We start from the raw sequence: 12,581 nt of genomic DNA, 5'->3' as shown, positions 1-12,581 counted from the left end.
CTACAGGGGGTTCCAGCAGTTGCCGGATGAGGCGGGCGCCAACCCACCCTCGTGATCGGTCTAGCGGGCGTGGATGCGGACGCTGCCGTCGTTCTGGGGCAGCACCTGCACCGGCAGGATGTCCGGCAGCAGGGCCAGCACCGCGTCGCTGCGCGCGCTGTCGAACACGCCCGAGACCTGCAACGCGGCCAGGCCGGGATCGGCCAGCACGATGCGGCCACGGTGATAGCGCTGCAGTTCGCGCACGACCTCGTCCAAGGGCGCGCGCACGAAGCTGAGTTGGCCCTGCGTCCATGTAGCCTGGCCGGCCGTGGTCGCGCGCGGGACGGGCAGCTGGCCGGGCCCGGCCAGCAGCTGCTGGCCCGGACGCAGCCGGCGCTCGCCGTCCACGCCCGCCACCGTCACGCCCACCTGGCCCTGCCACAACGCAACCGCGCTGGACGTGCCCTGGCGGGCGACGTCGAACACGGTGCCGTAGTTGCGCACCTGCACCGGCCCGGCATCGACCTGGAACACGCGCCAGCGCGAGTGGGTGACCTCGAAACGCGCGCGGCCGGCCAGCAGTTCCACCCGCCGCGAACGCAGATGGGTATGCACGCGGACCTGGCTGGAGGCATCCAGGGTGAGCCGGCTGCCATCGCTCAGGGTGATGCTGCGGCGGCCACCGCTGCCGGTGTGATAGTCGGCCTGCTGCCAGCCCGGATCGCCCAGGTAGAGGCCACCCAGCAGCACGCCCACCAGCGCCAACGCGGTGGCGACCGTGCGCGCGGTACGCGCCGGGCGCAGTGCGTCGGCGTCGGGCAGCGGGAAACGCTGCTTGAGTACGTCGCGATGGCGCGCCAGCAGGGGGTCGGGGCGAACGCCGGCGCTGCGCTCGCGTGGGGCGGCGCATGCGGAGGTGGGCGGCTCGGGGCGGGGGCTCATCGCGCGCTGTCCCGGTCCAGATCGTGGCGGCAGGCGGCCATGGCCAGGCGCAGGTGGCGCTCCACGGCCTTCAGCCCGATGCCCATGCGGCGTGCCACGTCGGACTGCGGCAGCTCATGGATCTTGTGCAGGATGAACACCTGGCGCCGCCGCCGTGGCATTGCTTCGATGCTGGCGACCAGGCGCGCAAGGTCCTGCTCGCCGTCCAGCCGCTGCGCGTGGCCGGGAACCGGGCAGGCCGGCTCGGGCAACACCGCACGCGGTTCCACCCAGTGCTGGCGCAGCGCTTCGGCGCGGCAGCGGTCCACCGCCGTGTCCCGGGCAATCCGCCGCAGCAGCGCGATCGGCTCGCGGACCTCACGCGGCGACGGGCGTTCGAGCAGGCGCAGGCAGACGTCGTGGACCACTTCGCGGGCCAGGCCGGGCGCGGCAAACCGGCGACGCACGTAGTCCACCAGCTCTTCGTAATGACGGAGCAGCGAGGACAGCAGCGGGGCGGAGGGCTCCGGGGCGGGCGGGGGCGGGGTCATCCGGGGACGGCAAGGGCGCAAGAGTCCAAATTGTAAATGATTATTGTTTGCGGCTCTTTCGGGACCAATCGTCGCCCGGCCGTGACCAGACGTAGCGCGCTGATCACCGCGCTTCTCGGCCCCGTTGCACCCGCCTAAGATGAGCCCAGCCCGGTCCGGGCGCCTGGATGCCCGCAATGAAGATCCGCCTTGGCAGCACCGAGATCGGCCTGTTCCGCTATGTGGCCCTGTGGACGGTGGTGGCGGTGGTGTTCGCCCTGCAGAACACGCTCAACGGCGGCCTGCCGCGCAGCGACTGGCCGCTGTGGACCCTGCTGCGCTGGTCGATGATCCAGTGGTACACCTGGGCGGCCCTGGCCCCGGCCGTGTTCCGCCTGGCCGAACGCTACCCGGTAGGCGGCACGCTGCGCTTCCACGGGCTGGGCAGGCAAGTGGTGGCCAGCTTGTGCATGACCTTCGCGGCGATGGTGATCGGCGCGCTGGTGTCCACGCTGTTCGAGCCCAGCGGTTTCGGTGAACAGCTGGGCTATTTCCTGGAGCAGCATTTCGCCATCGGCCTGCTGACCTACTGGCTGCTGTTCGCCACCCAGCAGGCCATCCATTTCCACGCCGAGAAGGCGCGGCGCGAGCTGGAGGCCAGCCAGCTGGCCACCGAGCTGGCGCAATCGCGCTTGCTGGCGCTCAAGTCGCAGCTGCAGCCGCATTTCCTGTTCAACACGCTGCACGCCATCATCACCCTGCTCGACGAGGACAAGGTCTCGGCCGAGGACATGCTGCTGCGCCTGAGCGAACTGCTGCGCGCGTTCCTGGAAGACTACGACGGGCAGGAGATCACCCTGCGCCAGGAGCTGGAGCTGATCGAGCTGTACCTGGGCATCCAGCGCACCCGCTTCAAGGACCGCCTGACCACGCGTATCTACATCGCGCCGGAAACGCTGGACTGTGCGGTGCCGAGCCTGATCCTGCAGCCGATCGTGGAGAATGCGATCCGCCATGGCATCGGCCAGCGCGTGGGCGCCGATACCATCGAGATCGAGAGCAGGCGCGAGGGCGATGCGCTGTGCATCGAAGTGCGCAACCGCAACAGCACCCTGAGCGCGGCACCGGGTGAGCGCGCCGGCTATGGCATCGGCATGTCCAACACCCGCCTGCGCCTGAAGGAACTGTATGGCGAGGCGGCCGATGTACGCCTGGACATGATCCTGCCCGAAGGCGTGTCCTGCCGCATCCGGGTGCCGTTCCGCGACCTGGAAGGGCCCGACGAGGCGCCGGAGTTCGACCCGGCGCGGGCCGTGGCATGAGCATCGGCGTGCTGGTGGTGGATGACGAGCCGATCGCGCGGCACGCGATCGTGCGGTTGCTGCGCGACGATCCGGACATCGAGCTGCTGGGCGAATGCGGCGATGGGGTCTCGGCGGTGGCGGCGATCCGCAACCAGTCGCCGGACCTGGTGTTCCTGGACATCCAGATGCCGGCCATCAACGGCATGGACGTGGTGGCCACCATCGGCGCGGAGCGGATGCCGGCCACGATCTTCGTCACCGCCTACGAGCAGTACGCGGTGAAGGCGTTCGAGGCCAACGCGGTGGATTACCTGGTCAAACCGTTCAGTCGTGAACGTTTCGCCGCCACCTTGCAGCGGGGCAAGGCGCGCCTGGCCGCGGCCGAAGCACTGGCGCCGCAGGCGTCGGCGCGGATCCTGCAGGCGCTGGATGCATTGCGCCAGCGCGACGGGTACCTGGACCGCATTCCGGTGCGCGAGGACGAGCATGTGGTGTTCGTCGCGGTGGATGACATCGTGTGGATCCGGGCCAGCCGCAACACCGTGCAGCTGCACGTGGCCGGCCGCGTGCACGAGCTACGCGAGACCATGACCGCCTTGGCGGCACGGCTGGACCCACGCCACTTCGCCCGCGTGCACCGCTCGGCGATCATCAACGTGCGCCGGGTCCAGGCGATCCATCCCTGGTTCAACGGTCACCATGTGGTGACCATGGACACCGGCCAGCAATTGCGCATGAGCCGCTACCAGCACGAGACCTTCCTGCGGCTGGTGTCCACGCGCGGCAATGAGGGCTAGCGCTCCGCGGCGGCGCTGCGATCATGCAGGCTGCGCAGCTTCTTCTTGTTGATCTTGCCCACGCTGGTGCGTTCTATCGCATCCACGAAGCTGACCCGGTCCGGGATCGCGTAGCGGGAGATATCGCCTGAGCGGCTGCGCGCGGCGACCAGTTCAATGATCTCGGCCTCGGTCACATCGCTGCCATCACGCTTGACCACCAGGGGCAGCGGCCGCTCGCCCCATTTCGCGTCGGTGATGCCGATCACGGCAACCTCGTTGACCGCCGGATGCAGGGCGATGATGTCTTCCAGCGCGAGCGAGGAGATCCACTCGCCACCGGTCTTGATCACATCCTTGATGCGGTCGGTCACGCGCAGGTAGCCGCAGGCATCGATGTTGCCGATGTCCCCGGTATGCAGGTACCCGCCGGCCCACAACGCGGCCGAAGCGTCCGGGTCGTGCAGATAGCCCTGGGTGAGCCAGGGCGCGCGCACCACCACTTCGCCGGTGGCGCTGCCATCGTGGGCGACATCGTGCATCTCCACGTCGACGATGCGCAGATCCACCAGTGGCACCGGAATGCCGGCCTTGGTCCGCAGCGACAGCGCCTCATCATCCGAACCGGCCAGGGCGGTGACATCGATCTGGGCGAGGGTGAGCAAGGGGCAGGTCTCGGACATGCCGTAGCCGCCGAAAATGTCGATGCCATGGGCCAGTGCCTGCTGCGCCAGTGCCCGCGGCAGTGCCGCGCCGCCGATGATGACTTTCCAGCCGCGCAGATCGGTTTCCGCCGCAGTGGGATGGCCGAGCAGCATATGCAGGATGGTCGGCACGCAGTGCGAGAAGGTCACCTTCTCGCGGGCGATCAACGCCAGCAGCCGCTCCGGCAGATAGCGACCGGGGTAGACCTGTTTGATGCCCATCAGCGTGGCCACATAGGGCAGGCCCCAGGCGTGGACATGGAACATCGGCGTGATCGGCATGTAGACATCGTCGCGATGCAGGCGCCCCTGACTGGGCGCGCTGCCCAGAGCCGCCATCGCCGCCAGGGAATGCAGTACCAGTTGCCGATGGCTGAAGTAGACGCCTTTGGGCAGGCCCGTGGTGCCGGTGGTGTAGAACACCGTGGCACGGCTGTTCTCGTCGAAGTCCGGGAAGCGGTGGATGGGCGTGGCCTTGGCCAGGCCGGCTTCATACTCGGTGACGAAGCCCGCCGGCAGCGCGCCACCGGCATCATCCAGCAGGATCCGCGTGTGCAGATCCGGCAGCTGTTCGGCGAGGCCTTCCAGCACCGGCAGGAACTCACGGTTGGCCAGGATCACCCGCGCGCCGCTGTGATTGAGGGTATAGGCGATCTGCTCAGGGGCCAGGCGGATGTTCACCATCATCAGCACCGCACCGATCATCGGTACCGCGAAGTAGCTCTCCAGGTAGCGGTTGCTGTCCCAGTCCATCACCGCCACGGTATCGCCGTGTTTCACCCCCAGTGCGGTCAGCAGCCCGGCCAACTGGCCGATGCGCGCCTGCAAGCTGCGGTAGTCGAGGCGGACGGTGTCGCCGTAGACGATTTCCTGATCCGGACACACCGCCAGTGAGGTATGCAGCAACTGCTTGATCAGCAGCGGATAGGCATGGGCCTCGGTGGCGGACGAATCTGTGGCGGTGGCATGTGACATCGGGTTGTCCTGGTGGGCAGCGCGTCAGCGCCCGGAAGCGGCGGGAATCGAAAGCTGCTCGGCCCGCAACGGCGCATCCGCACGTGGTGTGGGCTGGATGAGTGCATCCTGCGGCAGCGCACGGGTGGGATCCTCAAGGTGATCCCACACGTGGTCCATCGCCGCGAACAGGTAGGGCAGCAGCGGCACATAGCGCTTGCGGTAATCCGGGAAGGCCAGCAGCGAATCGAAGTGCTGTGCGTTGTTCACCCGCCAATAGGCGATCTGCGCACCCGCCTTGCGTGCCAGTGGCACGTAGCGATCGCTGGTCATGCTGATCGGCACCAGCCCATCGTCGAGGCCGTGGATGACCACGATCGGGAGGCCGCGACGCGGTGCCTTGGCGGTCGCCTCGGCGATGCCGGCACGCACTCGCCGGGCATCGGCGCTGTCGCCCCTGCCGAGTGCGCGCAGGCAGTTCAGACCGTGCAGCGGATCCTCTGCCGACGTTGCTGCATTGCCGTCCACCAGCACCACGCCACTGCCCGGCGGGATGCCACTGCCTTCGCTCCACCAGGTGGCACGCACGTCAGCGGCGGCCGGACCGGGCTTGCCGTCAGCGCCAACGGCCGAGAAGCGGTACGCGCAAGGATGGCCGCCCGCGCCGTAGCGCCCATAGGCCGAGGCATACGTCACCGCGATGGCGCGCCATAGATCGAACCCGGTGGAGAACGCGCCGGCGCGAAGTGCAGCGTCGCTCAGGCCAGCGTCGGCAAGCTGCTGCCGTGCCGACTGTGCCTGCGCCGCGGTGTCATCGCCCTGCACCTGCCCGGCGGATGCCAGCGTGGCGCAACGCTGCGCGCCTGCCGAGGCGGCCTGTGCCTGCAGGGGCGGTTGTGGCAGATCGTCCACGGCCAGCAGCGCGCACGGCATCAGCAACGCGGACAGGGTTACGAAGTCGTACAGCGGCGGTGCGCCTGCGACCGAGACGTTGGGTTCGCCGGCCACCATCGCATCGAACCCGTCGCCGTCGATCTCCGCGGCGCGCAGCACCGCGCCACCGCCGTTGGAAACACCCACGCCCAACGTGCGGGTCGTGGCCGGCGTGAACGGAGCGGCTTCCGGGTAGGCGCGGTCCAGTGTCTGCAGGCCGAACTGCAGCGCCTGCTGCAGGTGCAGGCCCCACTCCGCTTCCGGGTTGTCGCCGGAATGGGCGTGTTTGAAGGCGACGCCGTGGGTAGTGGTTGCATCGACGGGAACGAAGGCCAGCGCCCCCTGGCTGGCGGGCGTGCCGTCGGCCAGGAAGCCGATTCCGGCGTCGAGGTCGTAATAGTCACTGCCGGCGCCCTTGTCGGTATAGGCGACGGCGCAGCCATGGGCCAGGCCCCAGCTGCCGGCCACCGCAATGGCGCCATAGATGCCACGCGAGCCGGAGGAGGCGGCGACGACGAGGCAGCGTCGCGCGGCATCAAAGGTATCGGGCACCTGCACCAGCACGCGATGGGGGTGGCGGGCGCCGGGGACGCGCGCATACGCCGAGAATTCGCGGCCGGGCACCGCCTGCAGGTTGCCGTAGACCGTGCCGAAGCCACCGCCGGGAGTGAGGTCGGCGATACCGCGCCAGCTGCTCCAGATCGCGCGGCGCCGGGCCTCGTCGGCCGTCGGCTGGGCCGGGCGGGCGAACGCGGGCGCGGTAGTCGCGCGCAGGGCGTCGATTCCCAGCCCCGCGGTCAGCAGGTCATCGGTGCCGCGATGCGGGGTTTCCCGCCACTGCTCGAACACAGGCGCTGCAGCGGTGGCGCTGGGCTTGGCAACGTGGGCGACGGAGGCGCAGCCTGACAACAGCGGCAGCGCGGCGCACAGCAGAGTCACGGGGCGACGGATCTTCATTGCGCCACCCTAGCAACCCAGCGGGGATGCGCCAGCGTACCTAGGTACCCGTGCCGGGCTGCGGACGATTTGCTAACCTCGGCTGGACATGCCGACCCTGCTTATCGCTGATGACCACCCCCTGTTCCGCGCGGCGCTGCATCGCGCGGCCGAGGAGGCGGTCGCCGATCTGCAGATCAGCGAGGCCGATTCGCTGCACAGCGTGCTTGAAGCGATCGAGAGCCAGCCGATCGACCTGATGCTGCTGGACCTGCATATGCCGGGCAATCACGGCCTTGCCGGGTTGGCGACCATCCGTGCCTTGCAGCCGGGGCTGGCGATCATCATCGTCTCGGCCAATGAAGAGCCGCAGGTGATCCGCCGTGCCCTCGACCTGGGCGCTGCCGGCTATCTGCCCAAGAGTTCAGGGCTGACCGACCTGCAGTCCGCGCTGCAGAGCGTGTTGGAGGGTGAGCGCTGGATCCCGGCGATGCTGCGCGAGCCCGTGGCGCGGGTGGCGCCCTTCAGCAAGGACGCCGACCTTGCCGCGCGCTTGTCCAGCTTGTCCGCGCATCAGTACAAGGTGCTGAGTCTGGTGGCCGAAGGGCTGCTCAACAAGCAGATCGCCGACCGGCTGGGCGTGCAGCTGCGCACGGTCAAGGCACATATGACCCGCATCATGGGCCGGCTGGGTGTACGCAATCGCGCGCAGGCCATCCGTGTGCTGCACGAAATGGGGTTGACCGACCCATCGCGGCAGATCGAAGCGTCGCACGACGCCTGATCCTCGGTCAGGGCGCTGCCGTGGCGGGCGTTGTCAGCAGATGGTTGATCGCCCAGCGCAGCGCCAGCGGCTTGAACGGTTTGTTGAGCAGCGATAGACCCGCCCCGCGCACCGCCTCGCGCGTGTCGGCGCCGGTATCGGCGCTGAGCATCACCGTTGGCCGCGGCCCATGCACGGCGACCAGGCGTTTCCACAGCGCCACACCGGTATCGCCATCGTCCAGGTGGTAGTCGAACAACCACAGCGCCGCCTCGTGTGCAGAGCACCCCATCGCGCTGGCGGCGTCGCGCACCGCGATGACCTCGCAACCCCAGGCAAGCAGCATCTGCCGCATCGCCTCCAGCGCGTCCGGATCGTTATCCACCACCAGCACGCGGATGCCCTTGATGGTGCTGTTGCCGCCACCGGATGGTTCCGTGCGCAGGGCCGCAGGCGGCGCTGCCCGCGCCACGGTAATGGAGAAGGCCGAGCCGCGATCGAGCACGCTATGCAGGTGCAGTGGTGCATGCAGCAGGTCGGCAATCCGGTGTGCGATGGTCAGGCCAAGGCCCAGGCCCTGGCCATTGCTGCGATCGCCGCGGTGGAATTCCTCGAACACCACCGCCTGCTGCTCCGGTGCGATGCCGGGGCCACTGTCATGTACCCCGATCGACAGCGTGTGGCCATGGCGGCGCACGCCCAGCAGTACGCCGCCTTGGCGGGTGTAACGGATGGCATTGGCCAGGAAGTTCTGCAGCACGCGGCGCAGCAGCAACGGGTCGCTGTGCACCCAGGCGCGGGTCCGCACATAGCGGAACTGCAGGCCGCGCGCGGCGGCCAGCACGGCGAACTCCTGTGCCAGCGGATCCAGCACGTTGGACAGCGCGAAGGGGCGCGGATCGGCGACCAGTCCGCCGGCTTCCAGCCGCGAGATATCCAGCAGGCCCGACAGCAGGTCATCGGTGGAGTCCAGCGCGCCCCGGATCTGGCGCAGGAAGCTGTCCAGGAACGCTGATTCGATGTGCTGCGACATGGCATCTGTGAGCAGCTGCGCCGCATGCAGGGGCTGGATCAGATCGTGGCCGACCGCCGTCAGGAAGCGGGTTTTCGCCACGTTGGCGCGTTCGGCTTCGTGCACGGCCTGTTCCAGCCGGGCGGTACGGTCCTGTACGCGGCGCTCCAGGGTTTCGTTGCTGCGCTTGAGTGCGTCCTCGGCCCGGCGGAAGGCGGTGACATCGGTGAAGGTGGCCACGTAGCCGCCCCCCGGCATCGGGTTGCCACGAATTTCGACGATGGTGTTGTCCGGGAATATCCGCTCGGATAGATGCGGGGTGCCACGCCGCATGTGCGCAACGCGGCGCAGCAATGCCTTGCCCGGGGTGTCGCCGGGAACATCGCCGATCTTCAGTTGCCCCACGGCCCACGCCGTGAGGTTGACCACCGGCTGCCCCACCTGCAGCAGCTCCGGGGGGAATTTGAACAGCGCGGCATAGCGGCTGTTCCAGGCCACCAGCTGCAATTGGGCATCGACCACGCTGATGCCCTGGCTCATGTTCTCCAGTGCGGCTTCGAGCAGGCGCTGGTTGAAGCGCAGCACCTGGGTGGCTTCGCCAACGGCGCGGGTGACCGCGTCCAGCGGCGCAGCACCGCCATCGCGTGCCGCCTCCACCAGCAGCCGCGCCATACCCGCACCGACCACGGCGGTCAGTTCGCGTTCGATGGCGGTGACCCGGTCGTCATCCAACATCTGCCCGGCGTGCCCGTCCATCAGTTGCCGTGCGCGATCAGGTCCGAGGAAACGACCGGCCGTCTTGCGCAGCGACGCCGCCGCCACCGCGTCCCGCCGCAGCGGGATCGACGGGCGCACCGCGCGCGACACCAGCAGCACGGTCACCAGGTTGACCGCCAGGCTGGCGCCCATGCTGATGGCGATATGGCCCGGTTGCACGCGCAGCGAGAACATTGCCAGCCAATGCAGACCATCGGCGCTGGCCGACGGTGGCGGAGCCGGGATCACCATCGGCAGCAACACCAGCCACAGCCAGACCAGTGAGCCGAGCACGATGCCGGCGATGATGGCCGGTGAGGGCGTGCGCGGGCGATACACCGCCAGCAGAACCGCCGGCGCCAACTGCGAGAGCGCGGTGAACGACATCAGGCCGAAATCGCTGAGCGCCTCGGTGCCGCTCATCGCGCGGCTGTACAGCCACGACATCAGGAACACGGCAAGAATGCCGGCGCGACGGAAGGCCAGCACGCGCGGGCGCAGATCGGCGCCGGTGTTGAAACCCGTGACGCCGCTCAGCAGGCGTGAGCCCACGCCGTGGTTGCCGAGCATGATCGACAGGGTCAGCCCGGACAGGATCATCATGCCGGTGGCAGCGCTCAGGCTGCCCAGGTAGGCCAGCAACGCCAGCACGTGGTGGCCGCGTTCCTGCGGCAAGGCCAGCACATACAGGTCGGGGGTCACCGACGACGGCAGCTGCGCAGCACCGGACAGCGCCATCGGCACCGACGGCAACCCGATCAACAACAGATACAGCGGGAACAGCCAGCGCGCCGTCTTCAGGTCCGAGGGCTGGCGTAGTTCGACCACGCCCACATGGAACTGATGCGGCAGGGTGAACGCGGCCATCGCACCGAGCGCCACCATGGTGAGGAAATCCGGGATGACGGCCGGCGGCGGCAGGTGCGCCATTTTCTCAAGCAGGGGCGTGCCCGCCTGGTGCACCGAGAACCCGGCATACAGGCCGATGGCGAGCAGCGCGGCCAGTTTCAACAGCGATTCCAGCCCCAGCGCGACCACGATGCCGCGGTTGTGCTCGGTGGCCGAGGCCTTGCGCGCACCGAACAGCAGGGTGAACGCCGCCATGGTCAGTGCAAACCAGAACGACACGTCAAGCTGCCAGCCCACCGGCGCGAATTGATCACCAAGCAGGACGCCAAGTCCCTGGCTGACCGCTTTGAGCTGCAGCGCGATGTAGGGAATGATGCCGAACAGGGCGACCAGGGTGATGGTGATGCCCAGCCCTTGGTCGGCATGCAGCCGGGCGACCACCAGATCGGCGATGGTGGCGCTGTTGTGCTGTTTGGCCAGTCGCCCAAGCCGCGCCAGGAACGGCAGGCCGAAGGCGAAGATCAGCGCCATGCCGATCAGTGTCGGCGGCATCGGGAAGCCCCACTGCACGCCCTGCGAGGCGGCCCCGTAGTACGTCCAGGCCGTGCAGTGCACGCCCAGTGACAGCGCGTAGATGGCTGGCCACACGTTGGCAAGCCGGTGCCCCTGACGCTCCCCCCACAGGGCGACGCCGAACAGCAGCACGGTCCACGCGATGCAGGCGAACAGGACGATGGAGGGCGTCAACATCGCTCCAGTGTAGAGAGAACCGCCGGCGGCGGGCAGCCGGCCGGCGTTAGCCGGCGATCACGATCAGCGAGAGCTGTTCGGCGACCAGCACCACCTCGCCACCGGGCACCACTTCCACGGCTTTGTGCTGGGTGAGCAGCCATTGCCCGGGGGTGCGCGCTTCCAGTGACACCAGGCGCGAGCGCACCCGCACCTCGGAACCGCTGGGCACCGGCGCCAGGAATCGGACCTTGTTCAAGCCGTAGTTCAATACGTGGGCGATGCCGGGGAAACCGGTCAGGGCGGCCACATCATCTTCAACGGTGAGCGAGAGCAGCAGGAAACCGTGCGCGATGGTGTGCCCACCGGGCAACCCGGCCTGCGCCCGGGCCGGATCGACATGGATCCAGTTGTGGTCACCGGTGGCGTCCGCGAAGGCATCGATGCGCGACTGCGCGAGGTGCGTGCCGCCGCCCAGCCGCTCGCGTTCCGCCCATTGCCGCAGGGCCTGCAGGGCGGCCGGCAGCTCGGTGATCGTGGCGGCAGTGCTCATCGCACGCCCTCCAGCAAGGCCAGGATGGCGTCACGCGCCTCGTGTTCGGACAAGCTCGGCGCGTGGCCTACGTCCGGCACTTCGACCAGACGGGCATTGGTCGACGTCGCGGCCATCTGCCGTGCGACATCGGCAGGCAGGATGTCCGACAACGCCCCGCGAACCACCAGCACCGGCACGCGAGCCGTCAACGCACGCACTGCACGCCACAGCACCGGACGCAGCAGCCACAACACCCACGGCCGCGTGGTGCGGATGACGGCGGGGTCGTAGTCCAGCTCCAGCAGCCCATCGTCGCGCTGGCGGAACGTGCGCGAGGCCATTGCCCGCCAGTCCTCGGTGGTGAAGCGCGGAAACGCAGCCTTGCCGATGGATTCCACATAGGCCGTGGCCTGGGTCAGATCCATCGGTGGCACGGGCTTGCCGGCATACTTGCCGATCCGCGCCAAGGCTTCGCGCGGCACCTTGGGGCCGGCATCGTTGAGCACCGCCGCGGCGATCAGCCCGGGCGCGCGGGAGGCCAGGGTGATGGTGACCAGCACGCCCAGCGAGGTGCCGATGAACACCGCTTTGTCGATGTCCTGCGAGCGCAGCAGCGCCACCATGTCATCGGCATACGCGCGCGGGTTGTAACCGGACGGGTCCGGTGCCCGCGCGGAACCTGCACGCCCGCGCAGGTCAACGGCAAGCACGCGCCAACCGGCGGCGGTCAGCGTTCCGGCAAGGGCATCGAAGTCGGCACCATTGCGGGTCAATCCCGGGATGCAGACCACCGTGCCGCGGGGCGATTGCCCCGCGTCGGGCGCATGGTCGCGCGCGTGCAGGCGCAGGCCATCGCTGCTGGTCCAGTACAGATCATCGTAAGACTGCGTCATGCCG

10 protein-coding genes are annotated in these 12,581 nt (G+C 68.7%); 3 read left to right on the top strand and 7 right to left on the bottom strand.

Translation table 11 applies throughout. The annotated features are described in order from the left end of the window. Positions 1 to 60: 60 nt before the first annotated feature. Both AC3IPM_RS17075 and AC3IPM_RS17070 read right to left on the bottom strand, forming a co-directional pair. Positions 61 to 924 (bottom strand): FecR family protein, encoded by an 864-nt coding sequence (locus AC3IPM_RS17075; protein WP_489301438.1) that lies wholly within the window; start codon positions 922 to 924, stop codon positions 61 to 63. Beyond that, positions 921 to 1,454 carry an RNA polymerase sigma factor gene (locus AC3IPM_RS17070; protein ID WP_489301437.1) on the bottom strand — a complete coding sequence of 178 codons (534 nt, stop codon included), beginning with the start codon at positions 1,452 to 1,454 and terminating at the stop codon, positions 921 to 923. The genes AC3IPM_RS17075 and AC3IPM_RS17070 overlap by 4 nt, the downstream gene beginning before the upstream one ends. 176 nt (positions 1,455 to 1,630) lie before the next feature. Between AC3IPM_RS17070 and AC3IPM_RS17065 the strand changes: the two genes are divergently transcribed. Both AC3IPM_RS17065 and AC3IPM_RS17060 read left to right on the top strand, forming a co-directional pair. After that, a complete protein-coding gene (locus AC3IPM_RS17065; RefSeq protein ID WP_489301436.1) occupies positions 1,631 to 2,755 on the top strand; it encodes a sensor histidine kinase in 1,125 nt (374 codons plus the stop codon). Next, the gene (locus AC3IPM_RS17060; protein ID WP_489301435.1) at positions 2,752 to 3,534 is read left to right on the top strand and encodes a LytR/AlgR family response regulator transcription factor; all 783 of its coding nucleotides are present in this window, start codon (positions 2,752 to 2,754) and stop codon (positions 3,532 to 3,534) included. The genes AC3IPM_RS17065 and AC3IPM_RS17060 overlap by 4 nt, the downstream gene beginning before the upstream one ends. Here the strand turns inward: AC3IPM_RS17060 and AC3IPM_RS17055 are convergent. Continuing rightward, positions 3,531 to 5,192 carry a fatty acid--CoA ligase gene (locus tag AC3IPM_RS17055; protein WP_489301434.1) on the bottom strand — a complete coding sequence of 554 codons (1,662 nt, stop codon included), beginning with the start codon at positions 5,190 to 5,192 and terminating at the stop codon, positions 3,531 to 3,533. The genes AC3IPM_RS17060 and AC3IPM_RS17055 overlap by 4 nt on opposite strands. A gap of 24 nt (positions 5,193 to 5,216) precedes the next feature. After that, complete coding sequence (locus tag AC3IPM_RS17050) at positions 5,217 to 7,061, bottom strand: 3-hydroxybutyrate oligomer hydrolase family protein (protein WP_489301433.1); 1,845 nt, start codon at positions 7,059 to 7,061, stop codon at positions 5,217 to 5,219. An 88-nt stretch (positions 7,062 to 7,149) separates the two neighbouring features. On the opposite strand from AC3IPM_RS17050, the gene AC3IPM_RS17045 reads away from it, so the two are divergent. Next, on the top strand, positions 7,150 to 7,824 hold the full coding sequence (locus AC3IPM_RS17045; protein WP_489301432.1) for a response regulator transcription factor: 675 nt from the start codon (positions 7,150 to 7,152) through the stop codon (positions 7,822 to 7,824). Between the two features lie 7 nt (positions 7,825 to 7,831). On the opposite strand, the gene AC3IPM_RS17040 is transcribed toward AC3IPM_RS17045, so the two are convergent. From AC3IPM_RS17040 to AC3IPM_RS17030, 3 genes are read right to left on the bottom strand one after another with little or no spacing between them, the layout of a single operon-like run. Continuing rightward, on the bottom strand, positions 7,832 to 11,170 hold the full coding sequence (locus AC3IPM_RS17040; protein ID WP_489301431.1) for a hybrid sensor histidine kinase/response regulator: 3,339 nt from the start codon (positions 11,168 to 11,170) through the stop codon (positions 7,832 to 7,834). A 46-nt stretch (positions 11,171 to 11,216) separates the two neighbouring features. Then, entirely contained in the window at positions 11,217 to 11,702 is a 486-nt protein-coding gene (locus AC3IPM_RS17035; protein WP_489301430.1) for a MaoC/PaaZ C-terminal domain-containing protein, read from the bottom strand. Further along, a complete protein-coding gene (locus AC3IPM_RS17030; protein ID WP_489301429.1) occupies positions 11,699 to 12,577 on the bottom strand; it encodes an alpha/beta fold hydrolase in 879 nt (292 codons plus the stop codon). The genes AC3IPM_RS17035 and AC3IPM_RS17030 overlap by 4 nt, the downstream gene beginning before the upstream one ends. Positions 12,578 to 12,581: the final 4 nt, after the last annotated feature.

Source organism: Stenotrophomonas sp. GL_111 (assembly GCF_057835245.1).
This window is presented reverse-complemented; position numbering and strand designations above follow the sequence as displayed.

What these genes read in the sequence shown, in the direction of transcription:
- AC3IPM_RS17045 (WP_489301432.1), top strand. Translation starts at nt 7,150, where the DNA reads ATGCCGACCCTGCTTATCGCTGATGACCACCCCCTGTTCCGCGCGGCG.
- AC3IPM_RS17035 (WP_489301430.1), bottom strand. Translation starts at nt 11,702, where the DNA reads ATGAGCACTGCCGCCACGATCACCGAGCTGCCGGCCGCCCTGCAGGCC.
- AC3IPM_RS17055 (WP_489301434.1), bottom strand. Translation starts at nt 5,192, where the DNA reads ATGTCACATGCCACCGCCACAGATTCGTCCGCCACCGAGGCCCATGCC.
- AC3IPM_RS17050 (WP_489301433.1), bottom strand. Translation starts at nt 7,061, where the DNA reads ATGAAGATCCGTCGCCCCGTGACTCTGCTGTGCGCCGCGCTGCCGCTG.
- AC3IPM_RS17040 (WP_489301431.1), bottom strand. Translation starts at nt 11,170, where the DNA reads ATGTTGACGCCCTCCATCGTCCTGTTCGCCTGCATCGCGTGGACCGTG.
- AC3IPM_RS17030 (WP_489301429.1), bottom strand. Translation starts at nt 12,577, where the DNA reads ATGACGCAGTCTTACGATGATCTGTACTGGACCAGCAGCGATGGCCTG.
- AC3IPM_RS17070 (WP_489301437.1), bottom strand. Translation starts at nt 1,454, where the DNA reads ATGACCCCGCCCCCGCCCGCCCCGGAGCCCTCCGCCCCGCTGCTGTCC.
- AC3IPM_RS17065 (WP_489301436.1), top strand. Translation starts at nt 1,631, where the DNA reads ATGAAGATCCGCCTTGGCAGCACCGAGATCGGCCTGTTCCGCTATGTG.
- AC3IPM_RS17060 (WP_489301435.1), top strand. Translation starts at nt 2,752, where the DNA reads ATGAGCATCGGCGTGCTGGTGGTGGATGACGAGCCGATCGCGCGGCAC.
- AC3IPM_RS17075 (WP_489301438.1), bottom strand. Translation starts at nt 924, where the DNA reads ATGAGCCCCCGCCCCGAGCCGCCCACCTCCGCATGCGCCGCCCCACGC.